This window comes from Planotetraspora sp. GP83 (assembly GCF_041262585.1).
Lineage (GTDB): Bacteria > Actinomycetota > Actinomycetes > Streptosporangiales > Streptosporangiaceae > JAOEGB01.
On sequence record NZ_JBGCBZ010000034.1, the window covers coordinates 39,681 to 66,622 of the forward strand.

Genomic DNA, 26,942 nt, shown 5'->3' on the forward strand with positions numbered 1-26,942 from the left:
AGAGGTTCCCCCGAACCCAGATGCGGTGAGGGTTTCCCCTCACCCCTTGTGGATGACGCTGGAGGTGCCGGTGAGCTTCATGGTGCCGGGTTTGCGAACGATGATCTTCTTCATCATGCCTCTTTCCCCGTTCTGCGGATAAGGCACCAGTATTAGTACAGTTCAGTCATCCGCCAAGGCCTAGAGCCGTATTTACGGGGCTAAAAGTGCGAAACTACGGCATTTAGCTGCTTCTCGCCATAAAGAACCACAGTATCCCCGCGTACCTCTCGCTTCAGCTCACGCCATCCCGACTTCCGGTAGAGCTGGAGGGCCGCGACCTGTCGCAGCGTGGTGTCCCCGCGGAGCACGCTGTAGCCGAGCCCGCGCGCCCGATTCTCCAGCGCCTGCATGATCTGGGCGCCGTAGCCCCGGCGCTGGTGCTCGGGATGGACCCGGAGCCGGCACATCTCGGCAGTGCGGTCGTCGATGCGGCGCAGGCCGCCCATGGCGACGATCCCGGAGCCGGCCACCTCCCCGACGAGGAAGTCACCCCGATCGGCCAGGTAGACCTCGCTGATCTGGGGGATGTCGTCGTCGTAATAGACGCCGTCACCCGGCATCAGCCCCACCTGGGCGAGGCTGATCTGGTGCAGGACCCAGACCGCGTCGAGGTCGGACCAGCGGTACTGCCGGATCCCCATGCTGGGCGGCCAGGACGCGCCCTCCCCGCGCCCGCTCACCGCGCCTCCCCGGCGCCGGACGTGTCGGGCACTCCAGGCACGAGAGAGTCCCTGAAGTCCTTGAGCTCCGGCACGTCGCCGTACTTGATCTGGATGGCCTTGACCAGATCGCGGGCCGGGCGCAGGATCAGTTCGGTGCGGTGCCCCTCGTCGACCAGGTCGATGGCCTGCCGGCCCATCCGCAGGGCCTCCTCGACGTCACCCTCGATGACGCGGCACAGGGCCCGGTCGAACCGGATGAGGGTCTGGTCGAGCAGATCCTCCCCCGAGTACTTGCCCAGCGCCTGCTCCAGGATGACGTCGGCCTCCAGGGTCTGCCCCAGCTTCACCAGCACGTCGCCCTGGTAGAAGTACAGTTGGCGCTCGGTGTATCCGAAGGCCGGATCCTCCTGGTCGTTCTCGCTCATCTGGGCGAACGCCAAGCGGGCGCGGTGCAGGGCCCGCTTGGCCTGGTCGACCACGTCCTGACGGGAGCCGTTCGCGCCCGCCAGCATGGCCAGCGCCCTGGCCTCGACGACCGGCGCCATCGTCCTGGCGGCGCACGGTGTATGGCCTGCCATTTCGCCGCTCTTCTTGGCCAGGATGACGGCCTCGCGCGGATCGCCGTAGTAGAGCGGGATCAGGGACTCCCGGGCCATCACCCAGGCCCGCAGGGCGCGGTCACCGGTCTCGTCGGCGGCGGTGCGCCCGGTGCGGAAGAACGACCGGGCGAGGCGGTGGTCGCCCAGGTCGATCATGATCATGCCGCAGAGCCCGGCGAGCTGCGCCGCCATCCGGCACAGCCGTTCCTGCACGTCGAGGGGCTGACGGCGCTCGAGCGCCTTGCGTACGGCGGAGAACTCGAGCAGCACGTCGCAGAGCAGCCGCAGGGGCGGGGTGTTCATATATTGCCGGCCGAAGCCGGCCGTGGCCTGCTCCCACTGGTCGAGCATGGCCGGGGAGACCGTGGCCGTCACCATCGTGTCGTCCATCCGCCGGCGGACGTTCTCGACCGCTCCGAGCACCTGGCTGTCCAGTCCTACGCCGACGGAGCCGACGATGAGTCCCAGCAGCGTCCTCCGTAGCACGTTCTCGTCCTCCTCGCCCCCGTCCGTCGAGGGGGTGCCGCTGTCCGGTGGGACCGGCGGTACGCGCGGCCCGGGAGAAGTGTCAGGTCTTTCCTCTTGCCCATCCCCGCCCCCCGAACCTCCCGGTGCCGGGTGCCCGTGGCCGCAGATGCAGGGGCCTTCGAATCCCAGGGCCAGCGGTTCCACCCGGTAGACCAGACACAGGTAATGGAGATATTCCGGGCCCGGGCGCTTCATGCCGGACTCATAGGCGGACAGTAGCGTCTCCCCGATGCCCGGCACCGGCTTTCCGTCTCTCTCGAAGAGCGCGCGCACCTGCTCGATCACGTCGGCCAGGGCGATGCCGTTCGAGAGACGGTGGGCTTTGATTTTGGTGGTGCCGAACTGCGGTCCGCAGACCTCGTGGATCTCGTCGGCGATCAGGGCGGGACTTCGCCCGACCGCCAGACCACCCGCCCGGACTCGGCGAGCGATCTCCGTCTCCTTGTGTTGCCTGCCGGACATTCCGGCCCCTCTCTTGTGACCGGCCGCGCTCGCCGCTCACGTGTCCCGACCGGCCCTCATCGTTGACACAGTGTGACACGTCCGTCGCACTGCGCCTACTCCATAATGTAGGACCAGGCGTTGCCCGGCCAAGCCCCACGTCTGAACGTGCCGACTAAGGATCGTCCTCCGATAGGGGTTTTCTTTCAACCCACTTGGGGTTTTCTCCACCACAGCGACCTCTCGCACTCGTTGACCCATTCAGTTCAGTGAGTCATCTTGGGCGCACCAGGTTGAACATGCGGAGTTGAAAAGCACGCATATCGGCCTAAGCCGAAATGAAGAGGGAGGACGCGAGGTGGGGGAGGACGATTTCCGGCGACTGGAATGTCTGGTCTCCGAGCTCGACGCCCGGGGACTGATCGCGCGAGTCGTGCGCGCGCCGTCGGGTCGCGCCTTCGTGCGGGTCATCAACCCGAACGCGACGAGCCTCACCGAGAACGTGGTCTGCCAGGCGGCGGACTACTGGTGGTCGTGGGGAGAGCGGATGCACCGCGCCGACGACCCCGCCGGCGCGGCCACCAAGGTCGCCCGGGTGCTCGCCGCGGTGAGCGAGTAAGGGAAGGTGGCGGGCCGGCTGATGTCCAGCAGCGCCGGTCCGTCACGCCCACCGCGGCCCCACGGGGCCGGCGGGATGCCCGGTGCGGAGCGTTCCGGTGGCCGCACCTCCACGGCCCTCTCGGAGCGCTGTGGCATCCCGCCGGTTCCGCGTCACCAGGGCAGTGGTCGCCCAAAGACCGCCGTCGGGTCCGGCCGGCGAGGCCGAACCGGATGGCTATCGGGGGGATCCCCCCTTCGGAGAACGGCGAGGGACATGCTTCCGGGTGCGTGTCCCAGCCCTGCCGCCCGTCACCGGAGCGCTCCCGGCCCGCCCTCCGCGGCCCCGGGCCATGGCGCGCTCCCGTCTTCCCCGGCGATGTGACGGAGGCCGGTTCGGTCGGCAGTATGGGTTAGGTTTGCCTTTCCCACCTGCCGCCGAACCGATCCGAGGGGGATCCGCCTCGTGTTCCCGCTGACGCCCGCGACGCCGAGTCCCGCGCCGCCGCCGTCTATCAACCCCGACAAGGCCGTCCAGAGCCTGATGAGCTCATGCGAGAAGAGTGAGGGCCTGTTCTGCACGCTCCTCAACACCTCGTTCCCCGAGAAAGACCTCCCCGCGTGGGTGCCGGTCGTGGCGGGCGTCGCGGACGTGCTGCTGGTGCTGGCCCTGATCCTCGGCGGGGCGCTGATCGTGCGCGGCGTCGCGCACCGGCTGATCACCCGGGTCACCCTGCGGGCGAGCGAGGGCGTGCTCCCGGAGCGGCTGCGCGCCAAGACCCTCCTGGTCACGGACGCGACCTCGGCCATCCTCACCGAGCGCCGCAGGCAGCGCGCGGAGACGATGGGGTCGGTGCTGCGGAGCCTGGCGTCCGTGGTGATCCTCGGCACGGCTGTCCTGATGATCCTCGCGCGGCTCGGAGTGGAGCTCGCTCCCCTGCTGACCAGCGTCGGCATCATCGGCGTCGCCGTCGGCTTCGGCGCGCAGGAGCTCGTCAAGGACTTCATCGCCGGCATGTTCATGCTGCTGGAGGACCAGTACGGCGTGGGCGACGTGGTCGACACCGGGATGGCCTCCGGCACCGTCGAGGCGGTCACCCTGCGGATCACCCGGCTCAGGGACGCCGACGGCAAGGTCTGGTACGTGCGCAACGGCACCATCACGAGGGTCGGGAACGAGTCCCAGGGATGGTCGAGGGCGCTCGTGGACGTGCCCGTGCCGTACGCTGCGGACATCTCGGCGATCCGCGACCTGCTCAAGGACATCGCCGGCGAGCTGTGGGACGACCCGGACTACCGCGACACCGTGATCGTCGAGGAGCCCCAGGTCTACGGGCTGGAGCAGATCTCCGGCACGGCCGTCATCTTCCGGGTCAGCGTCAAGACGGCGCCGGCCAAGAACTTGGAGGTCGCCCGCGAACTGCGCCTGCGGATCAAGCGCGCGTTCGACGACAAGGGCCTCGCCTTCGCGGCTCTCGCGGCCTCGTGAACCCCGCGCCTGTCCTAGGCTGAAGCCGTGACAAGCGAGCAGACCGAGTCCTTCTACGACGCAGCCGGGGGCGAGGACGTCTTCCGGCGACTCGTCCACCGGTTCTATGAGGGCGTCGCCGAGGATCCGCTGCTGCGCCCGCTCTACCCCGAGGAGGACCTCAGCGGGGCGGAGGACCGGCTGCGCATGTTCCTCATCCAGTACTGGGGCGGCCCGAGCACCTACAGCCAGGAGCGCGGCCATCCGCGGCTCCGCATGCGGCACGCGCCGTTCGTGATCGGCGAGCCGGAACGGGACGCCTGGCTGAAGCACATGGGCGAGGCCGTGCGCTCGCTTGGGCTGGCACCGGAGCGCGAGGAGCAGCTCTGGAAATACCTGGTCTACGCCGCGCAAAGCCTCATTAACGCATAAGTCACGCGCACACCGGGAAGCCACTCATTCATGGAACGAACTCCCTGGTGGCACGATGCCGTCGTCTACGAGATCTACGTCCGCAGCTTCGCCGACGCCTCCGGTGACGGGGTGGGCGACCTGCCCGGAGTCCGCAGCCGCCTGCCGTACCTCGCGGAGCTCGGCGTCGACGCGATCTGGCTGACCCCCTTCTACCCCTCCCCCATGGCCGACGGCGGATACGACGTGGCGGACTACCGCGATGTCGACCCGCTGTTCGGCTCGCTCGCCGACTTCGACGCCCTGGTCGCGGACGCGCACGCCCTCGGCCTGCGGCTGATGGTGGACATCGTGCCGAACCACAGCTCCTCGGCGCATCCGTGGTTCCGGAAGGCCCTGGAGGCTCCCAGAGGGTCCCATGAGCGCGACCGCTACATGTTCCGGGATCCCGCGCCCTCGGACGGCGGCAGCGCCGGCAGGGAGCCGAACAACTGGGTCTCCGTGTTCGGCGGGCCGGCGTGGACGAAGACGCCCGACGGCCAGTGGTACCTGCACCTCTTCGCGCCCGAGCAGCCGGACTTCAACTGGCGCGACCCCGAGGTCCGCCGCGAGTTCGTCGACATTCTGCGGTTCTGGCTCGACCGGGGAGTCGACGGCTTCCGGATCGACGTGGCGATGGGGCTCATCAAGGCGGAGGGCCTGCCCGACACCGAGCCCGGATTCGGCGCGAAGTCCCCGATCTGGAGCCAGCCGGAGGTTCACGACATCTACCGCGAATGGCGGCGGGTGCTCGACGAGTATCCGGGCGTCCGGGCGGCGGTCGGTGAGGTCTGGACCGACTCCCCGGAGGACCTCGCCCTCTACGTCCGCCACGACGAGTTGCACCAGAGCTTCAACTTCGCCTGGCTGGAGGCGCCTTGGTCGGCCACGGCCTTCCGCAAGGTCATCGACGAGACGCTGACGGCGGTACCCGCTCCGACGTGGGTGCTGTCCAACCACGACGTCGTTCGGCACCCCACCCGATATGGCGAGGGGTCGCTCGATCCGGCCGCCGGGCTCGCCCGGGGGTGCGCCGCCTTCTTGGCCATGCTGGCCCTCCCCGGGTCGGCATATCTCTACCAAGGGGAGGAATTGGGACTATCTGAGGTGAAAGACCTTCCTCCGGAGTCCCGCCAGGACCCGATTTTCGCGCGGTCCAAGGGTGAGCTGCTCGGGCGCGACGGCTGCCGGGTGCCGATCCCGTGGTCCGGCGCGGCCCCGCCGTACGGGTTCGGGCCGGGGGGATCGTGGCTGCCGCAGCCGGCGGACTGGGCCGGGCTGACCGCCGAACGGCAGGCCGCGGACCCGTCCTCCACCCTGTCGTTCTACCGGCGCGCCCTGGCGACCCGTCGCAGCCTGCGTGGCACCCTGCCGGACACGATGGCCTGGCTGGAGGCCCCGGGGGACGCGCTGTTCTTCACGCGAGGAAAGCTCATCTGCGTGATCAACTGCGGTGAGGAGCCCGTACGGCTGCCGCCGCACGACCAGGTCGTGATCTCCAGCGGTCCGTGCGACGGGACGGACCTCCCGCCGGACACGGCCGCCTGGCTCCTCACCGAGTGATCGGCGTCGCGTGGCCCGCTATTCGCGGGTCAGCTTGCGGTAGGTGACGCGGTGCGGGCGCGCGGCGTCCGCACCCAGCCGCTCGATCTTGTTCTTCTCGTAGTCGGCGAAGTTGCCCTCGAACCAGAACCAGTTCGAGCCCTCTTCCCACGCCAGGATGTGAGTGGCGATGCGGTCGAGGAACCACCGGTCGTGCGAGGTGATCACCGCGCAGCCCGGGAAGTCGAGCAGCGCGTTCTCCAGACTGGACAGCGTCTCGGTGTCGAGGTCGTTGGTGGGCTCGTCGAGCAGCAGCACGTTGCCGCCCTGCTTGAGGGTGAGCGCGAGGTTGAGCCGGTTGCGCTCGCCACCCGACAGGATGCCCGCGGGCTTCTGCTGGTCCGGGCCCTTGAAGCCGAACGCCGCGACATACGCCCTGGACGGCATCTCGACGTTGCCGACCTTGATGTGGTCGAGCCCGTCGGAGACGACCTCCCAGACGTTCTTCTTGGGGTCGATGCCCCCGCGGCTCTGGTCCGCGTAGGAGATCTTGACGGTCTCGCCGACGGTGATGGACCCCTTGTCCGGGGTCTCATCGCCGATGATCATGCGGAACAGCGTGGTCTTGCCCACGCCGTTCGGGCCGATGACGCCGACGATGCCGTTGCGCGGCAGGTCGAAGGAGAGCTCGTCCATGAGCAGCCGGTCGTCGAAGCCCTTGGTGAGCTTCTCGGCCCGGATCACCGTCGTGCCCAGACGCGGGCCCGGCGGGATCTGGATCTCCTCGAAGTCGAGCTTGCGGTACTTGTCGGCCTCGGCGGCCATCTCCTCGTAGCGCTGGAGACGGGCGCGGCTCTTGGTCTGGCGGGCCCTGGCGTTGGAGCGCACCCACTGCAGCTCCTCTTCCAGGCGCTTCTTGCGCTTGGCGTCCTTCTGACCCTCGATCTTGAGGCGGGCGGCCTTGGCCTCCAGGTAGGTGGAGTAGTTGCCCTCGTAGGGGTAGCAGCGGCCCCGGTCGAGCTCCAGGATCCAGCCGGCCACGTTGTCCAAGAAGTATCGGTCGTGGGTGACGGCCAGGACGGTCCCGGGGTACTTCTCCAGGTGCTGTTCCAGCCACTGGACGCTCTCGGCGTCGAGGTGGTTGGTGGGCTCGTCGAGCAGCAGGAGGTCGGGCTGCTCCAGGAGCAGCTTGCACAGTGCGACCCGGCGGCGCTCGCCACCGGACAGCTGGGTGACGTCGGCGTCCGGCGGCGGGCAGCGGAGGGCGTCCATCGCCTGCTCCAGCTGGCTCTCCAGATCCCACGCGTTGCGGTGGTCCAGCGCGTCCTGCAGCTTGCCCATCTCGTCCAGCAGCTCGTCGCTGTAGTCGGTGGCCATCTGCTCGGCGATCTCGTTGAACCGGTCCAGCATGGCCTTGGTCTCGGCCACGCCCTCCTCGACGTTGCCGAGGACGGTCTTGGACTCGTTGAGCGGGGGCTCCTGCTGCAGCATGCCGACCGTGAAGCCGGGCATCAGCCGGGCGTCGCCGTTGGACGGCTGCTCCAGCCCGGCCATCATCTTCAGCAGCGTCGACTTGCCCGTGCCGTTCGGACCGAGCACGCCGATCTTCGCCCCCGGAAGAAACGACAGCGTGACGTCGTCAAGAATGACCTTGTCGCCGTGCGCCTTGCGCACGCGCTGCATGGTGTAGATGTACTCGGGCATGCCTTAAGACTAGGGGATCGAGCCAGTAGCGCCGTCCGCTCCGCGCTGTCTCGGCGGAACCGGCGTCTGACCGGGTGAGACCGGGCGCCGTCCCGGCGAGATCGGGGGCTGCCCGGGCGTGATCGGCGCCGCGGGGAGGCAGATCCGGTCCCGGCCCAGCTCCTTGGCCCGGTAGAGGGCGAGGTCCGCGGCGGCGAGCAGCTCGATCAGGTCGGCGCCGTGGATGTTCATGATCGCCACTCCGGCCGAGACGGTCACCGTCACCATCGCATTGTCGGCGGCGACGGCCATGCGGCCGACCCTCGTGCGAAGCCGTTCGGCGACCCGCCGCCCCTCGCTGATGTCGGCGCCCGGCAGCAGCACGACGAACTCCTCGCCCCCGAACCGGCCGACCACGTCGTACTCGCGGAGCTGGCTGCGCAGCGTGGCCGCGACCTGGATGAGAACCTGGTCTCCGGCCAGATGCCCGTAGGTGTCGTTGACCTTCTTGAAGTGGTCGATGTCGATGATGATCAGCGCGAGGGTCTCGCCCGTCCGCTGGGCGCGCGCGATCTCCGTGTCGGCCTCCCGGTGCCAGGCCGCCGCGTTGAGCAGGCCGGTCTTCGGGTCGGTGCGGGCGGCGGCCTGGAGTTGCGCGTGCAGGAGGCTGCGCTGGAGCAGCACGACGGGCGGCAGCACGAGGAGCAGCAGCGCCAGGTTGAGGCCGCACATCACGGCGACGACCACGCCCAGGCAGAGCTCCACCGTGTCGAGCAGGACGCGCTCCCGGTCCCACAGGACCTCGCCCCACCGGCCTTCCGGGTCGGCGGTGTGCGCCGCGACGGCGATCAGGGCCGTGTTGAGCACGGTGAACAGCACCGCGCACGCCGCCGCCACGACGATCGGCCCGCCCCCGCCACCGGCGAGCACGGCCGGATCCCCGACCGAGTTGTGGAAGGCCACGGACGCCGCGCAGGCCGCCAGCCCGATCGCGGCCGCGCTGAACACCCTCCGATGGACGACCGTCGCCCGGACCCGGACCTGGAGCAGGATCTGCAGCGGAATGGGGGCCAGCAGGGCATAGAGGGGCGGCAACAGGAGCGCCGCCGGGAGCCACCAGGCCGACAGCAGGTCGCGGGACACCCCCGCCGGCATGCCGAGACGGCGCGTCGCCTCGATGCAGACGGCGCCGCAGGCGGTCAGCGCGGCGAACGTCGCGACGTCGCCGGCGCGGAAATCGGTCCATGCCGCGACGACCCCGATCGCGACGAGATCAAGCCCTACGATCCCGCACAGGTAGACCACAAGGGCGCGCGGCTGCGCCAGCAGGGGCCATCGCCCGCGCGAGCAGACCGTCCCCCGCGACGTGGCCGTGATCTGACTGGGCGCCGTCATCCCGTCCCCCAACCGAATCAAAACAGCGTCTCACGATGTGTAACACAATAGTTGCGGAGTGTGCGATACGCGACGGCAACCGCTACCTTGGCACGGTGGCTATCTGTATCTGATGGCCTAAGGATGTGTCTGCGGCGATTTGGCCGGAGACCCATTGAGGTGGGGTTCCGCTCGTCACGAGCGGGCCGTTGGGAAAGGAGCAGCCATGGTGCGGGGCGTTACCTGGACCTGATAGTGGTGCTCTTGCTGTGACACGGAAGTCGCCATCGGCCGATCCCCCGGAAGCCCCCTGAGTTGGGACACCGGCCGCGCACGGCCGATGCCCCTCCACCGCATCCCGCCCCCGCATCCCGCCCCGGGCCCCCTACCCCGGCCCCAGGGTCCTCCCGGCCCGTGAAACTCCCAGGGCCGCGCGCCCCCAGGTCAGGTCGTCAGGCCGCCATAGCACCCGTGGGCCAGGGAGCGTCGTCCGTCTCCTCGTCCTCATACGCGTCGTTTCCCGCCCCGGCTTCGGCGCCGGTTTCCGCGCCGGTTCCGGCGTTCACGGTCGTCCGGGTCTCCCCGAAGGGATCCGCGAGGCCGTCCCCGCCGCGTTCCCCGCCACCTTCCCCGCCACCTTCGATGGCCCGCAAGCCGCTTCCCACGGCTCTCGGCATCCCGGTGGTCGCCAGCTCCCACTCCCGCGTGGTGTTCTCCATGCCCTGCCGCTCATCGTCGCTCGGCCCGGCGCCCGAGTAGGACCGGAGCGGCTTCTCGAACGTGGCGATGCCCCACTTCAGGTCGTGACCCACGGAGTTGGCCTCGATCTCGGCCCAGAACCGCTGTTCGCCGTCGCGCTCGAACTGTTTGATCCGCAGCCTGCCGTACACGACGACCGGCTGGCCCTTGCTGACCGACTGGTGCACGTTGTCGGCCAGGCCCCGGTAGCAGCGGACCGTGTAGTAGGTCGTGTCCCTCGTCTGCCAGGTGTTGGTCTGCTGGTCGAGGACCCGCCGGTTGACGGCCATCCGCATCGACGTGACGCGGGAGCCGTCCTTGAACTGGTACTGCCGGGGGTCGTCGGTGACGTTCCCGCTCAGCGTGACATAGATGTCGCTCATGAAGTGCCTCCCAGGCCCGGGCATTCGCCGGACTCGGAGGACACAGTGGCCCGGGACCACCGGCCCCCGAGCCACCGAACCGCTTTCTGTGGACGGCTGAATCTCTGTGGACGGGCCCATCGACGCCCGGTGGGAACCGACGCCCGGCTGCCACTGACGCCCAGCGCCAGAGGACGTCCGGCGCGGCTAACGCCTCGCCGTGGCCATCGCGCCGAAGAACTCGTTGTAGCGCTGCAACTCCCGCTCCACGGGCTCCACGACCATCTCCTGGGCGACGGTGCCCACCCGACGCCGCATGTCCCGCTCCAGGCGGTCCCGCTCGTTGCCCGCGCCGAGCACGACGAAGTTCCGGCTGGCCACCGCCGACAGAAGGCCCAGGCCGAGGACGCTGACCATCATCAGCCCCAGCCACGGAAGAGCGGCGACGTCGCCGAGGATCTCGGCCGGAGGCTTGCCGGCCTTGAAGACTCCGTAAGCCAGGATCGAGCCCACCCAGGCGAGCCCGGCCACGAACATCGCGACGAGGAGGTACTGCCAGACCTTCAGCAGCCACCACCAGCCCGGCACCCGGTCAAGAGGCGGAGCGACCTTGGCGAGCTCGTCGGACAGCGCCTTGGGCAGATCCGCCGACCGCGACCGCGCCGCCTCGCGCACGCCGCTCTGCCAGACCTCCGGCATGCTCCCCGTGAGACCGTCGGCCAGAGCCTGCACGGCGTTGTCCACCTCGGCCGGCTGGGCGCTCACCGCGCTGCCCACGAGGCTGCGGATCTCGTCCTTCACCGCGCCAAGACGCAGGCTGCTCAGCGGGTCGGGCCGCAGCTTCGCGGCCCACCGGGCGTACGGCCAGCCGACCCAGTCGACGGAACGCACGCCGTAGACGTTCTCCATGGCCTCTCCGAGGGCCGACACGCCCACCGCGTCGCAGAGGGCGTCGGTGAGCCCCGCCCGGCGGGCGCCGTCCACCGCCGGATCCACGTGCAGGACCTCAGGCATGTCCTCCGCCAGGCGGAGCATGAGCCGGTCGAGGTCGGCTTCCAGGCGCTGGGAGGCGGCCCGGCCAGCGGAGACCGACTCGGCGAGCACGGCCTTGAGGCTGTCGACGCCCTTGCCCGTGGTCGCGGACGTGGCGACCACCCGGGGGTAGGCGACCCCTTCCCGCTTCAGCAGGTCCTCCAGGTCGGCCACGCACTCGGCCTGCTCCTCCGGGCTGAGCCGGTCGGCCTGGTTGAGCACGAAGACCGTCACCGCGTCGTGCCCGGCCAGATCGGTCACATAGCGCCGGTGCACGGAGGCGTCGGCGTACTTCTGCGGGTCGAGCACCCACACGATCAGGTCGGCGACCTGGATCAGCCGGTTGGCCTCGGGGTCCGTCAGGGCCCGGATCGAGTCGTGGTCGGGCAGGTCGAGCAGGATGAGCCCGTGAAGCTGGCTCTCGCCCTTGTCGAGCGCGCTCGCGCGGGCGAAGCGGTGCCGCCACTGGATCTGCAGCCAGTCGAGCAGCGGAGCGGCGCCCTCCAGCCCCCACACGCAGGCGTGGGTGCGCGCGGTGGTCGGGCGGCGCACCCCGATCGGGGACAGCTCCAGCCCCGAGATGGAGTTGAACAGCGACGACTTGCCGCTGCCGGTGCCGCCCGCCAGAGCCACGACCGTGTGGTTCGGGGAGAGCTTGAGCCGGTCCCCCGCTCGCAGCAGCAGCTGGGCGGCCTCGGTGAGCAGCTCCGGGTCGGCCCGGCCCTGGCCGACGTTCACGATCCTGGCGAGAGCGGCGAGCCGGGACCCCAGCCCGTGCTGCGTCTCGGCGGTGCTGACAGTGCTCATCGCGCGACCTCGAGGTTGTACGTTGCCTGGTACAGCCGGGTGGCGGCGGCCTCGTCCGGGATCCCGGCGCTGTCCAGCGCGTCCACGTAGCGGAGCGTCTCCTCGTCGAACAGCAGGCCGATCCGCGCCCGCAGGTCGCTGCGCGCCTTGGCGCTGATGCTGCGCAGGGACTCCGCACCGAGCAGACCTCGTAACAACCGCTGGGGCAGCGCGCTGTTGCCCGAGTCCACCGACACGTCCGTGGTCCCGTAGCCGAGCAGGCCCACCGTGAAGATCAGGGACAGCGATTCCACGTCGAACGAGACGAGCCTGGCGACCGACCGCTTGGTCACGCCCTCGGTCCTGATCAGCTCGGTCACGTGGTCCTGCCAGGCGGTGATGGTCCGGGCGGTCCTCCGAATGATCTCGTCTGACGGGCGGCCGAGCCCGGGAGTCGCGGCGAGGCGGTCACCGGCGCCCGCCCGCGCCCGCCACCGGGTCACGACCTCCTCCGCCGCCCGCTGGGCCGCCGAGGTGATCACGGATTCCAGCGCCGTACGCAGGGCCGACTTGAGGGCACGCAGCCGCTCGGGCCCCTGATGCTGAGCCTTGCCGCCGCGGCGAAGCTGGAGCGTGCGCATGAGGTCGCCCGAGCCCGCGAAGTCCTGCCAGCGGGCCAGCACCTCACCCCTGAGCAGCGAGCCGTTCCTGGTCGCCTCGTCGATCTCGGCGAGCGCGCCCATGTAGGCGGCGTCCACGTCGGAGCGCAGGTCGGCCCGGAGCGCCACCTGGGTCTCCAGATGCCTGGCCAGCGCGGGCAGCCGGATCTTGAAGCTGTTCAGCACGCCGTTCAGGGTGGCCTGCACCGCCGCCGAGCGCCGCTGATCGTCGACGGAGAGCTCGGCCAGCCACATCCGCAGCTCGGTGACCTCGGTGTCGCTGAGCCGTCCCTCACGCACGGTCGTCTCGTTGATTACGAAACGCTCGACGTCGCCCATGCCGTACTCGTCGAGCATGCGGCCGAAGTGCTTCACGATGACGTCGCGTGACTTCGCGGGCACCCGGGACAGCACGATCACCAGGCGCGCTCCGCGCTCCTTGGCGCGGCGCAGCAGCCCCCACGACGGCGCGTCGGCGTAGCGGGCGGCGGTCGTCACGAACACCCACAGGTCGGCCGCGTCCAGCAGCCGATAGGCGATCTCGTGGTGCTCCTCGACGACGGAGTCGATGTCCGGCGTGTCGAGCAGCGCGACGCCCTGGGGCAGCCGCTGCGTCTGGACGAGCACGACGCTGTCCGGGCCGGTGTCCTTGTCGGCCCGCTCCACCCTGGTGAGGCCGCCCAGCAGGTCGCCCTTGGAGAACCACTCGTGGTCGTCGGGGTGGCAGGCGAGCACGGGGGTCGCGGTGGTCGGGCGGCGCACGCCGGTCGCGGTGACGTTCTGCGCTGCCAGCGTGTTGACCAGAGTCGACTTGCCCGCGCCGGTGGAACCGGCCACGACGATCAATGCCGGGGCCGTGCTCATGCGCACGCGCGGGATCACGTAGTCGTCGAGCTGAGCCAGGACGGCGTTCTGCGCCTTGCGCGCCTCATCGGCGCCCGGCACGTCGAGCCCGAAGTGCAGGCCCTTGACCGCCACGCGGAGCTGCCGCAGCACACCCGTCAGCGCCCCGGAGACCGGCTCGGGCAGCGGCACCTCCTGAACCCGCCCACCCGCCGGGAGCTCGTCATGGACGCCCGCCTCGCCGCCGTCCCCCTCGCCCTCGGCCCCACCCGGCTCCCGGTCGGCCTCGGCGTCCGCGTCGGCGTCCGCGTCGGCCTCGGGCTCCGACGCCTCGGGCTGTACGGCCGGACGCTCCGCGGGCGGCTCGGCATCGGCCTCATCGTCGGCTGCGCCGTCATCCACGTCGTCGGCAGTGCCCTCGTGCGCGGGCCGGTCGTCCGCAGACTCGTCGTCCGAAGGGGCGTCGTACGCCGGGGCGTCATCGGACCATACGGCGTCATCCGGATCCGTGTCCGCGAGACCGGCCGGGACGTCGTCGATCGCGGCGTGGTCAGCTGCCCGGTCGACGGCACGGTCGGCGTGCTCACCGCCGTTCGGGCGGTTCGGGACGGGTCGCTGGAACGGATCAAACGGGGTGAACTGCTCCGATGACTCTTCGCCATCGGGGCCGCCCGCCACCTCAGGACCCGCCGTCTCAACGACCGCCGCTTCGACGTTCACCGGCTCCGGCTCCGCGTTCGCCGGCTCACCCGGGACCTGAGCGAAGGGCCCGCGCTTGCGGGTACCACGGGCGCGCGGAGCGGCATGAGTCGGCGACTGGAAGGGCTGGAAAGGGTCGAAAGCCGCGAACTGCTCCGACGGCCCAGCGTCCTCGGATTGGTCCGCCGCCTCGGCTGGGCCCGCGGCCTCAGACGCGTCCGAGCCCTCGGATCCGCCTTTCCGGGAACCCCTCCCGGCCGAGGCGGCGGGAGCCGGCGGCTGGAAAGGGTCGAACGCGTCGAACCGCTCAGACGGCTTCGACGACTCGGACGGCTCGGACAGCTCTTCGCCCTCCGATGCGCCCGCCGAGGATCCGCCCTTCCGGGGGGCCCTCCCGGCCGTGGCGGGGGGAGCCGGCGGCTGGAACGGCCGGAACGGGTCGAACGCCTGAGACTGCTCAGACGACTCGTCGCCGCCGGTCACGCCTCCGGCTGAAGACTGCGCCGCCTTTCCCTTGGACGGCTGGTGAGCGGTCCGGGCAACGGCTTCGGCGGAGTTCTCCGCGGTGGACTCGGACGCGGGCTGAGGGGCGGGATCGTCGTCACGAATGGGACGGAACGCGATCGTCTGCTCCCCCGGCGTCTCCGGGTGCTCGTCGATGGCCGGCTCCTCGGTTGCGGCGTCGCCGGACGGCTTGGCGGGCTTGGGGACGGGAGTCTTCCTGGCAGCCGATTTCACGGGACCCGCTCCGCTCGCACCATTTCGATCTCCTGGCCGACTCTGACGACCTCACCGACGATCACGATGGCCGGGGGCCGTACCCCGGCCGCGGTCATCCGTTCGGCCACCGTGGACAGCGTGGCGGCGACAGCCCGCTGGGTCGGAAGAGTACCGTCCTGTACCACCATTACGGGAGTTTCTGGGGAACGTCCGTCGCGAATCAGGGTTTCGGCGATCTCCGCCACCCGCTCAACGCCCATCAGGAATATCAGGGTCCCCTGTGATCTCGCCAGCCCACGCCAGTCGACCGTGGATCTGGGATCCCCGGGCGCCACGTGTACCGAGATCACATGGAACTCCTGGCTCACTCCCCGATGGGTGACCGGGACGCCGGCGGCCGCTGGGACGGCGACCGCGCTGGTGATGCCCGGGACCACGGTCACCGGGATGCCCGCCTGCGCGCACGCGATCATCTCCTCGCCACCACGGCCGAAGACGAACGGGTCGCCCCCCTTGAGCCGCACCACGAACTTGCCCTGACGGGCGTGCTCGATGAGCAGCTCGTTGATCTTATCCTGGGCGAGCGCGCGACCGTAAGGGATCTTCGCGGCGTCGATCAGCTCGACGTCGGAGGGCAGCTCGTCGAGCAGGGCGCGGGGTGCGAGGCGGTCGGCCACGACCACGTCGGCCTGCGCCAGCAACTGGCGGCCCCTGACGGTGATGAGGCCTGGATCCCCTGGGCCGCCGCCGACGAGCGCGACGCCGACCGGCTTGGTGCGGTGGCGGCGGGCGTCCACGGTGCCGTCGCGCAGCGCGCCGACGACGGCGTCGCGGATCCCGGCGGCCCTGCGGGGGTCGCCTCCGGCGGTGACGGCGACGCTGATCTCGTCGACCCGGCCGCTCGCGGGCGTCCAGGCCGCCGAGGCCTCCTTGTCGTCGGCCCGTACGCACCAGATCCGCTTCGCGTCGGCCTCGGCGGCGATTGCCGTGTTCACCTCGCGGTGACTGGTGCAGGCGTGGACCAGCCAGGCGCCGTCGCAGTCACCGACCTGGTAGGGCCGCCGCTCCCACGTCACCCGGCCGTCGGCGATCAGATCGTCGAGCGCCGGGGTGACGCTGGGAGAGACCAGAGTGACCGACGCTCCCGCGTCGAGCAGCGCGGGAACCCGCCGCTGAGCGACGCGTCCGCCGCCGACGACGAGGACCCGTCTCCCGTGGAGGCGGAGGCCGAGCAGGTAGGGCGCCATGACCCCAGTCTCCCTAATGCGTCAAGCGTGCTCTGTTAGGAGGCAAACCTACCTGTTGACCTGTGATGGCACCCACCAGACGAGACTTATCCACCTCGATCCGAGGGTTTCGGCGAAGCCGGGGGTCAGGACTCCTTGTCCGCCACGCCCGCGGCGTCGAAGGTCGCGACCTCGTGCATGACCCGCGCCGCGGCGCTGACCAGGGGGTGGGCGAGCAGGCCGCCGGTGCCCTCGCCGAGGCGAAGCTCCAGGTCGACGAGGGGACGCAGGCCGAGGTGGGACAGCGCCAGCGCGTGGCCGGGCTCGGCCGAGCGGTGCCCCGCGACGCAGTAGCCGACCGCGTCGGGAGCCAGCGCGGCTGCCGCCAGAGCCGCCGATCCGGCGATCACGCCGTCGAGGATGACGGGGACCCGCGCCGCCGCCGCGCCGAGGACGAACCCGGCGATCGCCGCGTGCTCGAACCCGCCGACCGCCGCGAGCACCCGGAGGGCGGCCTCCGGCCCATCCTGTACGGCTCCCGCCTCCGCGAGCGCGTTGATCCGGAGCGCCTGGCGAACGATCTCGATCTTGTGCCGGTGCGTCTCGTCGTCGACGCCGGTGCCGCGCCCGGTGGCCGCGGCGGGGTCGTGGCCCGTGAAGGCGCAGATCAGGGCCGCCGAGGCCGTGGTGTTGGCGATGCCCATGTCGCCGGTGATCAGACAGCGATCGCCTCTCCCGATCAGGCCTCGGGCGACCTCGATCCCGGCGCGGAGGGCCTCGACCGCCTGCTCCGGCGTCATCGCGGGCCCCTGGGACAGGTCGGCCGTGCCGTACGCGACCTTGCGGGAGATCAGGCCGGGGGCGGCGGGCAGGTCGGCGGCCACGCCGACGTCGACGACGGTCACCGAGGCGCCGACCTGGGTGGCGAACGCGTTGGCGACCGCTCCCCCCGCGGCGAAGTTGGCCACCATCTGCGCGGTGACCTCCTGCGGCCACGGGGTGACGCCCTGGGCGTGCACTCCGTGGTCGGCGGCGAAGATCGCGAGCGCGGCGGGCGCGGGCAGCGGCGGCGGGCAGACGCCCGCGACCCCGGCCAGCCGTACCGCCACGTCTTCGAGCACGCCGAGCGCGCCGCGTGGCTTGGTGAGCCGGTCCTGGTGGGCCCGTGCCTCGGCCATCGCGACCGGGTCCACCGGGCGGATGGCCGCGATGGTCTCGTCAAGCAGCGTCATGGACCACTCCTTCAGACGGCGCTGGGCACCCCTGGCCCGGCGTCAATTCCGGCGTCGAGGCCCCCATCCAGCCCGGCATTCAGTCCCGCGTCAAGCTCGGCGTCCAACTCCGCGTCCAGTTCCGCGTCGAGCTCCCCATCCAGCTCGCCATCCAGCTCCACGTCGATGCCAGGGGCGAGGGCCGGGGACAGCGCGAGGCGGGGCTCCGGCCGGGGAGGCGGCTGGATGCCGAGGACGCTCTGGTAGCCGTGGCGCGCGGGCGGCTCGCCCGTGCCGGCCAGCGCCTCCTCGTACCGGTCGATGACGACGTCGGCCAGGCCCTCGCAGTCGCCGATGACCTCCGCGCACCGGACGTCCAGGCCCTCGTGGTTGGCCGCGTAGGCCAGCGCCTGCGCCCAGATCCGCTCCAGGACGGCCCCGGCGAACAGGACGTACGGAAGGACGATCACGCGCTTGGCGCCGAGCCGGCGGCAGCGCTCCAGCCCGCCGGGGACGCCCGGGCGGCTGTGGGAGACGTAGGCCGTCTCCACGGTGAGCAGCTCGCCGGCGTGGGTCTCCCAGAACAGCCGGGAGACGCGGTGGACCTCGGCGTTCACGGCGGGGTCTGCCGAGCCGTGACCGACCAGGACCACGGCGGTCTCGGCCGGGCCGATGAGCTCCGGGGGCTCGTCCGTCACGAGCCTCGGCATCTCCGCGCGCGCGTCGGCGAGCCGTTCCGCGAGCAGCCGCAGCACGCGCGGGTCGGGACCGAGGGGCCGGCCGAGGTCGTATTCGAGCGTGGGATGGCGCTCCTGCTCCAGCGCCATCGTGCCGGGCACGTCGCCGAGCGCCTGCCGGTCGCCGGTGAGGCTCAGCGGCACGGCGATCAGGTGGTGGTGCCCGCGGGCGACGAGGGAGGCGATGGAGTCGCCGAGCGCCGGGCGCGCGTTCGTGATGAAGCCCCCGCTGACCTCCGCGGGGAGGCCGTCGAGGCGGCAGCGGAGACGGTGAACGAACCTGCCGAACTCGGCCACGCCGGTCTCATCGTGGGTGCCATGTCCGATGAGCAGCAGCGGCGGTTTCATCTAGCTGATCTCCCATGCCTTGACCTGCGGGTACGTGATCCGGTTTCGCCGGAAAGCCCCCAGGGGCCAATCATGGGCCGCGCTTGACCGATCGCCCAGGCAGTAGGGCAATTCTTTACCTTTTGTCATGAGATTTCCCCGTTTAGCACGCTGAACAGTACGGCGTCGGCCCGCCCGCCGGGCACCGGAAGGGCCTGCCGCAGGATGCCCTCCTCGATGAACCCGGCCCGCCGCGCCACCGCCTGGCTGGCGTGGTTACCGGTCGCGACGAGCAGATGGACACGGTGGAACCCCACCTCGAACAGCTGCGCGGTGACGGTCCGCGTGGCCTCCACGGCGTACCCCTGGCGACGGGCCCACGGCGAGATCCAGTACCCCACCTCGACGTCCCCACGCTCGTGATCCTCGCGCTGCACGCCTATGGCCCCCGCGAGCCGCCCGCCCTCGCGCGGCTCGAGCGCGAAGTTGCCCAGGACCGAGCCTCCGGAGTGCGCGATCCGGGTGCACCAGTCGATCGCGCGCTCCAGCGTGTACCCGTTCGCCCAGGGCATCCAGCGGGCGATCTCCGCGTCGTCCCTGACGGCCGCCAGCAGGTCGAACGCGTCCCGCCTGACGAACCGCCGCAGGATCAGGCGGTCGCTCTCCAGGCCGTGCTCCATCCCGGTACGGCTGTCGCCGCGCAGCATGCCGAAGACCACCAGGTCGTGAGGCCCGTCGTCCTCGAATCCGGCGCCCCGGAGCAGGCCCTCCCGGGTGAAGCCGGCCTTCTCGGCGACGCGGATGGAGGCCACGTTGTCCGCGTTGGCCCGCAGCTCGATCCGGCGTAACACCCCCTCCCCGAGAAGCCGCCCGGCGAGCCCGCGGACGGCCTCCGTCGCGTAGCCGCGTCTCCTGTGCGCCGGATGCACGCCGTACCCGACCTCGGACGTGCCGGAGCCCCACTGCGTCTTGAACAGGCTGATCGCGCCCACGACGGCGCCGCGCGCTTCCATGGCGAGGTGGACACCCTGGCCCGAGCGCCACAAGTCGTGGACGCCCTGGGAGAGCCACTGCGCGATCCCCAGCGGGTGGCCGGGGGCTCCCGGTGGCAGGGCGGTCGAGTGGGCGCCCTCGGCGATGATCGCGCGCACCTGACCGGCGTCCCCGGGGCCGAACGGCCGGAGCACCAGCCGCTCGGTGTTGATCGTCAGCCGCTCGTCGAACACAGCGTCACTCCAGTAAATAAGCGGATCTTTCGCCTGAGAGAGGTCAGGTGCGGCCCGAAACCGGCCCGCGCCGATGTTTGGGGCAAGGGGGCCGGGTACGAGCCACCTCATGACCCTAATCGGGAGGTGAGGTCATGAGTATCCAACGCGGCAGTGCCAAGCACGGCCCCCGCCTCGACGAGGAGCAGAAGCACGAGACCGCAGGCCTGGTGCGCGGCGCCGGGACGACCCACGCGCAGGAGTGGAAGGAGCCCGAGCCCACGCAGCGGCCCGAGGACGACCTGTCGCCGGGGAGGCGGCAGCCGCCCGGCCGTGAGCCCGGCACCCCCATCGGCATCACGCCGGCCGACGTCGAACGCCGCAGCAACCTCGCGAAATGGCTGAGCGACGCCCGTTATCCGGCCAGTCCCGACGGACTTCTGGCCCACGCCGAGCGCAAGAACGCTCCCGACGCCGTCCTCGAGGCGGTACGGCAACTGCCCGACCTGAAGTTCCACAACGTCGGCGAGGTCGCCGAGGCCCTCGGTCTTGGGGTGGAACGCCGGCGCTGGTGAAGGGAGGCGACCGGTGAGACTCGACTTCATCCGGCCGATGTACCGGCGCGCGGGCCCGTTCGCCTCGGTCTACCTCGACACCGACCGCTCCAAGGAGGGGGCGTCCAACGTCGTCCAGCGGCGCTGGGCCCGCCTCAGACAGCGGCTCGCCCAGGCCGGGTCCCCGTCCGGCGTCCTCGACCCCATCGGGGAGCTGGTCCTCGACCCCGCCGAGGCCGCGCCCGGCAGGGCGGTGTTCGCCGAAGGCCGGGAGGTGGTCCTCACCGAGCCCCTGACCGCGTCTCCGCGCCGGGAGACCGCGCGCTGGTCACCGCTCCCCCACGTGGTGCCGCTGCTCGCGCAGCGCGGGGAGCGGGTGCCGCACATCGAGGTGCTGGCCGACCACGCCGGGGCCGACGTGACCATCGTCGCGGAGGGTCCCACGCGCGAACTGGTGGTCGAGGCCGCGGACTGGCCCATCCAGAAGACCGGCGAGGGCGGCTGGGCCCAGTATCGCTTCGAGCGCGACGTCGAGGAGACCTGGCGTCGCAACGCGGCCGCGACCGCCGAGGTCGTCGACAAAGAGGCGCACGGCCTGGGCGCCGAGGTCATCGTCCTCGCCGGTGACCCCAAGGCGCGCGGGCTCGTCATGGAGTACCTCAGCAAGGACAGCGCGAAGCGGGTGACGGTCGCCGAGCACGGCAGCCGCGCTCCGGGGGCCGCTCCGCAGCCGTTCCAGGCGGAGGTGGACCGGGCCCTCCGCGCGTGGGCCGACCGGCGCCGGGCGGAACTGCTCGACGCCTACGCGGCGGGCCCGTCGGCGACGGGCCTCCAGGAGACGGCCAGGGCCCTCCGGGACACGCGGGTGCGCACGGTGCTGCTGAAGGACGACCCCTCGTCCACCGCCACGATGTGGGTCGGCCCGGAAGCGGCCCAGCTGTCCACCGACAGAGCCGAGCTCGCCGACTGGGGTGTCGAGCAGCCGGTCGAGGAGCGGGCCGACGCCGCTCTCGCCCGCGCGGTCGCCGCGACGGACGGCGAGATCTGGTTCGTCTCGGAGATCGACTCGCCCGACGGCGTCGGAGCCGTCCTCCGGTTCTGACCGGGACCGGCGGGCCGGTGCTCGGCTCAGGTGATGATCACGACCTCGAGCGTGCGGGGGCCGTGGACGCCCTCGACCCGGTTGAGCTCGATGTCGCTCGTGGCGGAGGGGCCGCTGATCCAGGTCAGCGGCCTCACCGGGTCGAGCCGGACGACGGCGTCCGGCACGCCCGCGACGATCTGGTCCGCCCGCACGAGGCACAGGTGGTAGTCCGGCACGAGCGTCAGCGCCCGCCGTCCCTGACCCGGCCCCGCGTCGAGCACGATCGTCCCGGTCTCCGCGATCGCCACCGCGCACATGGTGAGGACGCCGTCCACCGCGTCCAGGTCGGCCGCGCCGAGCCTGGGCTCGTCGGTGACCTGCTCGATCTCCGGCTGCTCCAGCCACGAGGCCGGGAAGCCGCCGGGCACGACCAGCCGCCGGGCGTGGCGCTCGGCCACCGACCGGGCGATGAGCGCCGGGACCTCCGGCTCCCCCACGACGTGGACGACGGCCTTGTAGTCCCGGACCCGCTCCGCGAACAGCTCCACGAGCCCTTCGGCCCCTCCGGCGGCGGAGGCCGTACTGGGAACCGTACTGCGATAGGCGCGAGGCACCTCGACGTCGGGAACGCCCCGGACGGCGGCGCGGACGCGGGCGAGGATCAGGTCGCGCGAGCTCATCGGGAGCCTCCGTCCGTGCGGTTCCACCAGTCCCGGAACGATTCCTTGGGGACTCTCGGGAGATCGCGGGTGTCCGTCCAGCCCGACAGGGGACCGGGCAGCCGCTTGGGCACCAGCGTGCGCATCTGGCCGCCGATCCGCTGGAGGCGCGCGAGCCGTCCCGATCGGTTGAAGACCCACCCGGCCGCCGCCATCCCGGCGCGCTCCGTCCACGGGTGACGGGCCCGGGCGCGCAGCTCCACCAGCACCGACGGGATGTCGATGGCCACAGGGCAGACCTCGTAGCACGCGCCGCACAGCGAGGAGGCGTACGGCAGGGACCGGTCGAGCTCCGACTCCATGCCGCGCAGCAGCGGCGTGAGGATCGCCCCGATCGGCCCGGGATAGACCGATCCGTACGCGTGCCCGCCCGCCCGCTCGTACACCGGGCAGACGTTGAGGCACGCCGAGCAGCGGATGCAGCGCAGCGCCTGCCGCCCCACCTCGTCGGCGAGGACGCCCGTGCGCCCGTTGTCGAGAAGGACGAGGTGGAAGTCCTGGCCCTCGGTCGCGCCGGTCCACATCGAGGTGTAGGGGTTCATCCGCTCGCCGGTCGAGCTCCTCGGCAGAAGCTGCAGGAACACCTCCAGATCGCGCCACGTGGGCAGCAGCTTCTCGATCCCCACCACGCTGATCAGCGTCTCTGGAAGGGTCAGGCACATCCGGCCGTTGCCCTCGGATTCCAGGACGACCAGCGTGCCGGTCTCGGCGATCATGAAGTTGGCCCCGGAGATCGCGACCTTGCTGGCGAGGAAACGCTCCCGCAGGTGGAGCCGGGCGGCCTCGGCCAGCGCGGCGGGATCGTCCGTGAGGTCGTCCGGCGCGGGACGGCCCCAGCCGGACATGTTGTCCGCGAAGATCTCCCGGATCTCCGATCTGTTGCGGTGGATCGCGGGGACCAGGATGTGCGAGGGCCAGTCGTCCCCGAGCTGCACGATCAGCTCGGCGAGGTCCGTCTCGTACGCGGTGATGCCCTCCTTGAGCAGGGCCTCGTTGAGCCCGATCTCCTGGGTGGCCATCGACTTGACCTTGACGACCTCGGTCTCGCCGGTCGCCTTGACGAGTCCGGCGACGATCCGGTTGGCCTCGTCGGCGTCGGCGGCCCAGTGGACGTGCCCGCCGGCCTTCGTCACGGCCTCTTCGAGCTGGACGAGGTACGTGCCGAGGTTCCGGAGGGTGTGATCCTTGATCGCCTTGCCCGCCTGGCGGAGCTCCGCCCAGTCGGGAAGCTCGTTTACGACGCTCGCCCGCCTGGCCCGGATCGTCCGCGTCGCCTTGCGCAGGTTGAACCTGAGCTGCGAGTTCTGTACGGCTCTCGCGGCGTTATCGGGGAAGCTCTGCCCGCGCTTACCGGGATGGGCGATCCCGGGCATTCCAAGAAACGTGCGGCTCATCGGGAGCCTCCCTGCCGGTGCTCGGTGGAGGCGAGGATCTCGGCGAGGTGCATGACCCTGATGCCCGTCTTCTGCCGGTGGAGGGTGCCGCCGATGTGCATCAGGCACGAGTTGTCGGCCGCGCAGAGCACTTCGGCGCCGGTGTCGAGGACGTTGCGGACCTTGTCCGCGCACATCGCCGCCGATATATCCGGATTTTTCACGGCGAAGGTGCCGCCGAAGCCGCAGCACTCCTCGGCGCCCGCCAGCGGGACGAGCTCAAGACCTCTTACCTGCTCGAGCAGCCTGGTGGGCCGGTCTCCCAGGTGGAGGCCGCGAAGCGAGTGACACGTCGGGTGATATGTGACCCGGTGCGGGAAATAGGCCCCGACATCGGTCACGCCGAGCACGTCGATCAGGAACTCGGAAAGGTCGTAGACCTTGGGCGTCGCCGGGCCTGCGGGACCTGCCGGGCCTGCTGGGCCTGCCGCCATACCGGCCAGGCGGGGGTACTGCTCCCGGACCATCGCGGCGCACGAGCCGGACGGGACCACCACCGCGTCGTAGTCCCGGAAGACGTCCACGAAATGCCGTGCCAGCCGTACGCCCTCGTCGCGGTAACCGGTGTTGACGTGCATCTGCCCGCAGCAGGTCTGCGCCTCCGGGAACTCGACGTCCACGCCGAGCCGCCGGAGCAGCCTCACGACCGCCCGCCCGGTGCCGGGAAAGAGTGTGTCGTTGACACAGGTGATGAACAGGGCGACCCGCACGTGCCCTCCCGCGTGTATGGTCAGACCAAATATGGTCAGACCATACATCGAACGCCGCCGTCCGCACCACGGGAGCCGAGGAGGCCACGCATGACCGTCGACGACCGGCCCGAGCCCGGCACCGTACGGCGGGGGGCGTCGGGCCGGCCTCGCCCCCGGGCGTTCGAGGAGGTCCTCGCCCGGATCGAGGGATGGATCGCGGCCGACGGGCTCACCGTCGGCGACCGGCTCCCGGGCGAGCGACAGCTCGCCGAGCAACTCCAGGTGAGCCGCTCGTCGGTCCGCGAGGCCCTGCGCGTGCTGGAGACCCTCGGAGTGGTGTCGTCCCAGGCGGGCCGGGGTCCCGACGCGGGAGCCGTACTGACCTCGCGGCCCGGTGGCGCGCTCACCGGCCTGCTGCGGCTCAACCTCGGCCTGGCCACACTGTCCATGCGCGAGGTCATCGACACGCGGCTGATGATCGAGCAGTGGGCGGCCGAGCACGCGGCCCGGTCGCGTACCGGGCTCGACGAGATGGCCCGCGCCCTCGCCGCCATGGACGCCGCGAGCGGTCCCGAGGAGTTCGTCGAGCACGACATCGCCTTCCATGTCGCCATCACCGAGGCGTCCGGCAACCGGCTCACCTCCGCGATCATGCGGGCGCTGCGCGACTCCGTTCAGCGCTTCGCCATCGACGCCGTCGTACGGCTCGGCGACACCCGTGACCTGCAAGCCGACCACCGCAGGATCTACGCCGCGATCAGGGACGGCGACGCCGCCACCGCCGTCTCGGCCATCGCCGTCCACCTCGCCCGCGCCTATCCGCCGGACTGAAGGTCTGGCGAGGTTTGCTAGAACCTGTTCTACTTGGGGCCGTGGCTGATGACTTGAGACTCGGGCTGAACCTCGGTTACTGGCAGCGGAACGCCGACGACGCCACCGAACTGGTCCAGGCGGCCGAACGGCTCGGCTACGAGTCGGTGTGGACGGCCGAGGCGTACGGCAGCGACGCCTTCACCCCGCTCGCCTGGTACGGCGCGCGGACGAAGACGATCAAACTGGGCACCAGCGTCGCGCAACTGTCCGCGAGACCCCCGGTCACCACCGCGATGACCGCGATGACACTCGACCACCTCACCGGCGGGCGCCTCCTCCTCGGCGTGGGCGCGTCCGGACCCCAGGTCGTCGAGGGCTGGTACGGCCAGCCGTTCGCCCGGCCACTTGCCAGGACCCGCGAGTACGTCGAGATCATGCGGAAGGTCTGGCGCCGCGAGGAGCCCGTGACCAGCCCCGGCCCGCACTACCCCCTGCCGCTCCCCGACAGCCTCGGCAAGCCGCTCAAGCTGATCACCCACCCGCTCAGGACCGAAATTCCGCTCTATCTCGGCGCGGAGGGGCCCAAGAACGTCGCGCTCGCCGCCGAGATCGCCCAGGGCTGGCTGCCACTGTTCGCCTTCCCCGAGAAGATCCAGACGATGTACGGCGAGGCCCTGGCGGGCGCGGCGCCCGGCTTCGACATCGCCGCGATGGTCATGGTGCTGGTCACCGACGACGTCCCGGCCGCGCTGAACGTGGCGAAGATGATGCTCACGCTCTACATCGGCGGCATGGGGGCCAAGACCCGCAACTTCCACGCGGACATCGTCGGCCGGATGGGCTACGCGGAGGATGCCGAGAAGATTCAGGCGCTCTATCTGGCCGGGCGCAAAGACGAGGCCTTCGCCGCCATCCCGGACGAGCTGGCCGACGGCATCTCCCTGGTCGGCCCGCTCGGCCGCATCCGGGAACGGCTTGAGCTCTGGCGCAAGAGCCCCGTCACGAACCTGCTCGTCATGGGCCCCCGCGACGAACCCACTTTGAAAGCCATCCGCGACCTCGTCCTCGGCTAACCCACCGCCCTCCGGCCGGGCGCTGGTGGCTGGACGCCGGTGGGCGCTGGTGGCTGGGTGCCAGCCGATCGTCGCGGGGTCGCTACTCGCCGACCGCCAGCGCGGGCCGCTCTTGCACCCGCCGGTCGTCACCGAACCGCTCGTCGCGGATCGCTGCGCGCCGGCTGCCAGCGCGGACAGCCAGCGCGGATGGCCAGCGCGGACAGCCAGCGCGGACAGCCAGCGCGGACAGCCAGCGCGGACAGCCAGCGCGGACAGCCAGCGTGGACAGCCAGCGCGGATGGCCAGCGCGGCCCGCCCTTGCGCCCGCCGATCTCAAGTGATCGCTTGGCAGGCGCCCTCCCGGTTCTCTGTTCGCTGACCGTCTCGCGTGTCGGGGTACGCATCTCCCAGAAAATCCGCGCAAGTACCAAACAAGGCATTTCATACATATTGCGAGATTGCCGGAAAGTCGATGGCCGCGTTACTGCAACATCCAAGGCGCCGAGACCGGTCCGTCAAATTGCCATCCGTTCGCGAGTTTTCTTCTTTCCACACCACCCCGACCCAGCGTTTTTGTCGGTGGTGGTTGGTAGTTTTACCGTGTGATTGTCGAACGGCAGCGAATCCCTGAGGGGCTGGCGCGGATGGCGCCCGGTCCTGG

General features: G+C 70.8%; 22 protein-coding genes. 8 read left to right on the forward strand and 14 right to left on the reverse strand.

The window, feature by feature from the left end:
- Window positions 1–200: 200 nt before the first annotated feature.
- Both ABH927_RS31935 and ABH927_RS31940 read right to left on the reverse strand, forming a co-directional pair.
- Complete coding sequence (locus tag ABH927_RS31935) at window positions 201–722, reverse strand: GNAT family N-acetyltransferase (RefSeq protein ID WP_370027793.1); 522 nt, start codon at window positions 720–722, stop codon at window positions 201–203.
- Window positions 719–2,293, reverse strand: a complete 1,575-nt coding sequence (locus ABH927_RS31940; RefSeq protein WP_370027795.1) for an XRE family transcriptional regulator — start codon at window positions 2,291–2,293, stop codon at window positions 719–721. Before ABH927_RS31940 ends, ABH927_RS31935 begins: the two co-directional genes overlap by 4 nt.
- Before the next feature lie 337 nt (window positions 2,294–2,630).
- Between ABH927_RS31940 and ABH927_RS31945 the strand changes: the two genes are divergently transcribed.
- The 4 genes from ABH927_RS31945 (at window position 2,631) to ABH927_RS31960 (ending at window position 6,350) form a co-directional block, all read left to right on the forward strand.
- The gene (locus tag ABH927_RS31945; protein ID WP_261586915.1) at window positions 2,631–2,891 is read left to right on the forward strand and encodes a hypothetical protein; all 261 of its coding nucleotides are present in this window, start codon (window positions 2,631–2,633) and stop codon (window positions 2,889–2,891) included.
- Window positions 2,892–3,335: 444 nt separating this feature from the next.
- Window positions 3,336–4,358, forward strand: a complete 1,023-nt coding sequence (locus ABH927_RS31950; protein WP_370027797.1) for a mechanosensitive ion channel family protein — start codon at window positions 3,336–3,338, stop codon at window positions 4,356–4,358.
- A 27-nt stretch (window positions 4,359–4,385) separates the two neighbouring features.
- Complete coding sequence (locus ABH927_RS31955; RefSeq protein ID WP_370027799.1) at window positions 4,386–4,769, forward strand: globin; 384 nt, start codon at window positions 4,386–4,388, stop codon at window positions 4,767–4,769.
- 30 nt (window positions 4,770–4,799) lie between these two features.
- Complete coding sequence (locus ABH927_RS31960) at window positions 4,800–6,350, forward strand: alpha-amylase family glycosyl hydrolase (RefSeq protein WP_370027800.1); 1,551 nt, start codon at window positions 4,800–4,802, stop codon at window positions 6,348–6,350.
- Between the two features lie 18 nt (window positions 6,351–6,368).
- Here ABH927_RS31960 and ettA read toward each other — a convergent pair whose 3' ends face one another.
- The 9 genes from ettA to ABH927_RS32005 all read right to left on the reverse strand — a co-directional run bounded on the left by ettA (window position 6,369) and on the right by ABH927_RS32005 (window position 19,952).
- The gene (ettA, locus tag ABH927_RS31965; protein WP_370027802.1) at window positions 6,369–8,033 is read right to left on the reverse strand and encodes an energy-dependent translational throttle protein EttA; all 1,665 of its coding nucleotides are present in this window, start codon (window positions 8,031–8,033) and stop codon (window positions 6,369–6,371) included.
- A 9-nt stretch (window positions 8,034–8,042) separates the two neighbouring features.
- Window positions 8,043–9,407: a GGDEF domain-containing protein gene (locus ABH927_RS31970; protein WP_370027804.1), complete on the reverse strand. Its 1,365-nt coding sequence runs from the start codon at window positions 9,405–9,407 to the stop codon at window positions 8,043–8,045.
- A gap of 431 nt (window positions 9,408–9,838) precedes the next feature.
- On the reverse strand, window positions 9,839–10,507 hold the full coding sequence (locus ABH927_RS31975) for a single-stranded DNA-binding protein (protein ID WP_370027806.1): 669 nt from the start codon (window positions 10,505–10,507) through the stop codon (window positions 9,839–9,841).
- A gap of 186 nt (window positions 10,508–10,693) precedes the next feature.
- Window positions 10,694–12,325 carry an ABC transporter gene (locus ABH927_RS31980; protein ID WP_370027808.1) on the reverse strand — a complete coding sequence of 544 codons (1,632 nt, stop codon included), beginning with the start codon at window positions 12,323–12,325 and terminating at the stop codon, window positions 10,694–10,696.
- On the reverse strand, window positions 12,322–15,243 hold the full coding sequence (locus tag ABH927_RS31985; RefSeq protein WP_370027810.1) for a GTPase: 2,922 nt from the start codon (window positions 15,241–15,243) through the stop codon (window positions 12,322–12,324). The genes ABH927_RS31980 and ABH927_RS31985 overlap by 4 nt, the downstream gene beginning before the upstream one ends.
- Window positions 15,240–16,472 carry a uroporphyrinogen-III C-methyltransferase gene (cobA, locus tag ABH927_RS31990; RefSeq protein ID WP_370027812.1) on the reverse strand — a complete coding sequence of 411 codons (1,233 nt, stop codon included), beginning with the start codon at window positions 16,470–16,472 and terminating at the stop codon, window positions 15,240–15,242. Before cobA ends, ABH927_RS31985 begins: the two co-directional genes overlap by 4 nt.
- A gap of 125 nt (window positions 16,473–16,597) precedes the next feature.
- Complete coding sequence (gene cobT / locus ABH927_RS31995; RefSeq protein ID WP_370027814.1) at window positions 16,598–17,683, reverse strand: nicotinate-nucleotide--dimethylbenzimidazole phosphoribosyltransferase; 1,086 nt, start codon at window positions 17,681–17,683, stop codon at window positions 16,598–16,600.
- Window positions 17,684–17,694: 11 nt separating this feature from the next.
- A complete protein-coding gene (locus ABH927_RS32000) occupies window positions 17,695–18,747 on the reverse strand; it encodes a sirohydrochlorin chelatase (protein WP_370027816.1) in 1,053 nt (350 codons plus the stop codon).
- Window positions 18,748–18,872: 125 nt separating this feature from the next.
- The gene (locus ABH927_RS32005) at window positions 18,873–19,952 is read right to left on the reverse strand and encodes a GNAT family N-acetyltransferase (protein ID WP_370027818.1); all 1,080 of its coding nucleotides are present in this window, start codon (window positions 19,950–19,952) and stop codon (window positions 18,873–18,875) included.
- 134 nt (window positions 19,953–20,086) lie between these two features.
- Here ABH927_RS32005 and ABH927_RS32010 point away from each other — a divergent pair, with 134 nt between their 5' ends.
- Window positions 20,087–20,506, forward strand: coding sequence for a DUF2795 domain-containing protein (locus tag ABH927_RS32010; protein ID WP_370027820.1), 420 nt, complete (start codon window positions 20,087–20,089; stop codon window positions 20,504–20,506).
- A 13-nt stretch (window positions 20,507–20,519) separates the two neighbouring features.
- A complete protein-coding gene (locus ABH927_RS32015; RefSeq protein ID WP_370027822.1) occupies window positions 20,520–21,587 on the forward strand; it encodes a Vms1/Ankzf1 family peptidyl-tRNA hydrolase in 1,068 nt (355 codons plus the stop codon).
- Window positions 21,588–21,613: 26 nt separating this feature from the next.
- Here the strand turns inward: ABH927_RS32015 and ABH927_RS32020 are convergent, their stop codons facing one another.
- The 3 genes from ABH927_RS32020 to ABH927_RS32030 are packed head-to-tail and all read right to left on the reverse strand — an operon-like array spanning window position 21,614 to window position 24,431.
- Window positions 21,614–22,249: a lactate utilization protein C gene (locus tag ABH927_RS32020; protein WP_370027824.1), complete on the reverse strand. Its 636-nt coding sequence runs from the start codon at window positions 22,247–22,249 to the stop codon at window positions 21,614–21,616.
- Window positions 22,246–23,682: a lactate utilization protein B gene (locus tag ABH927_RS32025; RefSeq protein WP_370027826.1), complete on the reverse strand. Its 1,437-nt coding sequence runs from the start codon at window positions 23,680–23,682 to the stop codon at window positions 22,246–22,248. Before ABH927_RS32025 ends, ABH927_RS32020 begins: the two co-directional genes overlap by 4 nt.
- Complete coding sequence (locus ABH927_RS32030; protein WP_370027828.1) at window positions 23,679–24,431, reverse strand: (Fe-S)-binding protein; 753 nt, start codon at window positions 24,429–24,431, stop codon at window positions 23,679–23,681. Before ABH927_RS32030 ends, ABH927_RS32025 begins: the two co-directional genes overlap by 4 nt.
- A 90-nt stretch (window positions 24,432–24,521) precedes the next feature.
- Between ABH927_RS32030 and ABH927_RS32035 the strand changes: the two genes are divergently transcribed.
- Together ABH927_RS32035 and ABH927_RS32040 are read left to right on the forward strand one after the other, a co-directional pair.
- Window positions 24,522–25,244: a FadR/GntR family transcriptional regulator gene (locus tag ABH927_RS32035; RefSeq protein WP_370027830.1), complete on the forward strand. Its 723-nt coding sequence runs from the start codon at window positions 24,522–24,524 to the stop codon at window positions 25,242–25,244.
- Between the two features lie 41 nt (window positions 25,245–25,285).
- A complete protein-coding gene (locus ABH927_RS32040) occupies window positions 25,286–26,299 on the forward strand; it encodes an LLM class F420-dependent oxidoreductase (RefSeq protein ID WP_370027832.1) in 1,014 nt (337 codons plus the stop codon).
- The last annotated feature ends 643 nt before the right edge of the window (window positions 26,300–26,942 follow it).

Excerpts from the sequence above, each read along its gene's own strand:
- ABH927_RS32035 (WP_370027830.1), top strand. The coding sequence starts at position 24,522 with ATGACCGTCGACGACCGGCCCGAGCCCGGCACCGTACGGCGGGGGGCG.
- ABH927_RS32000 (WP_370027816.1), bottom strand. The coding sequence starts at position 18,747 with ATGAAACCGCCGCTGCTGCTCATCGGACATGGCACCCACGATGAGACC.
- ABH927_RS32025 (WP_370027826.1), bottom strand. The coding sequence starts at position 23,682 with ATGAGCCGCACGTTTCTTGGAATGCCCGGGATCGCCCATCCCGGTAAG.
- ABH927_RS31970 (WP_370027804.1), bottom strand. The coding sequence starts at position 9,407 with ATGACGGCGCCCAGTCAGATCACGGCCACGTCGCGGGGGACGGTCTGC.
- cobA (WP_370027812.1), bottom strand. The coding sequence starts at position 16,472 with ATGGCGCCCTACCTGCTCGGCCTCCGCCTCCACGGGAGACGGGTCCTC.
- ABH927_RS32020 (WP_370027824.1), bottom strand. The coding sequence starts at position 22,249 with ATGAGCTCGCGCGACCTGATCCTCGCCCGCGTCCGCGCCGCCGTCCGG.
- ettA (WP_370027802.1), bottom strand. The coding sequence starts at position 8,033 with ATGCCCGAGTACATCTACACCATGCAGCGCGTGCGCAAGGCGCACGGC.
- ABH927_RS32010 (WP_370027820.1), top strand. The coding sequence starts at position 20,087 with ATGAGTATCCAACGCGGCAGTGCCAAGCACGGCCCCCGCCTCGACGAG.
- cobT (WP_370027814.1), bottom strand. The coding sequence starts at position 17,683 with ATGACGCTGCTTGACGAGACCATCGCGGCCATCCGCCCGGTGGACCCG.
- ABH927_RS31975 (WP_370027806.1), bottom strand. The coding sequence starts at position 10,507 with ATGAGCGACATCTATGTCACGCTGAGCGGGAACGTCACCGACGACCCC.
- ABH927_RS31960 (WP_370027800.1), top strand. The coding sequence starts at position 4,800 with ATGGAACGAACTCCCTGGTGGCACGATGCCGTCGTCTACGAGATCTAC.
- ABH927_RS31940 (WP_370027795.1), bottom strand. The coding sequence starts at position 2,293 with ATGTCCGGCAGGCAACACAAGGAGACGGAGATCGCTCGCCGAGTCCGG.
- ABH927_RS31980 (WP_370027808.1), bottom strand. The coding sequence starts at position 12,325 with ATGAGCACTGTCAGCACCGCCGAGACGCAGCACGGGCTGGGGTCCCGG.